Source organism: Bacillus sp. SIMBA_031, assembly GCF_046535225.1.
GTDB lineage: Bacteria > Bacillota > Bacilli > Bacillales > Bacillaceae > Bacillus > Bacillus velezensis.
Genome location: NZ_JAWRXC010000657.1, coordinates 1 through 238 on the forward strand (window position 1 = coordinate 1; position 238 = coordinate 238).

Here is a 238-nt window from a genome sequence, read left to right on the forward strand (position 1 = left end):
TATCAATCCGGACGACATGGTCGGGGCGGGCTATTGGAACGAATATGACCGCCAGAAGGGGACAACGATTGATACGAAAAACCCCTCGCTCTCACACTTCAGCCGAAAGCAGCGGCTTGATGGGAACTTAAACGAGCAGATCACCAAGAATCGCGCTTATTTCTTCACTACCGTCATTCTGAGAAATCCGGATACACACGGCTCAAACGAAGCACATTTCGTGTTCGACAGAAACGGC

The 238-nt window shown here is 50.4% G+C and carries 1 pseudogene; it reads left to right on the forward strand.

Annotated elements, in window-relative coordinates:
* Nucleotides 1-238 (forward strand): annotated as a pseudogene (locus tag SB724_RS21715) (lipase); the annotation flags it as partial.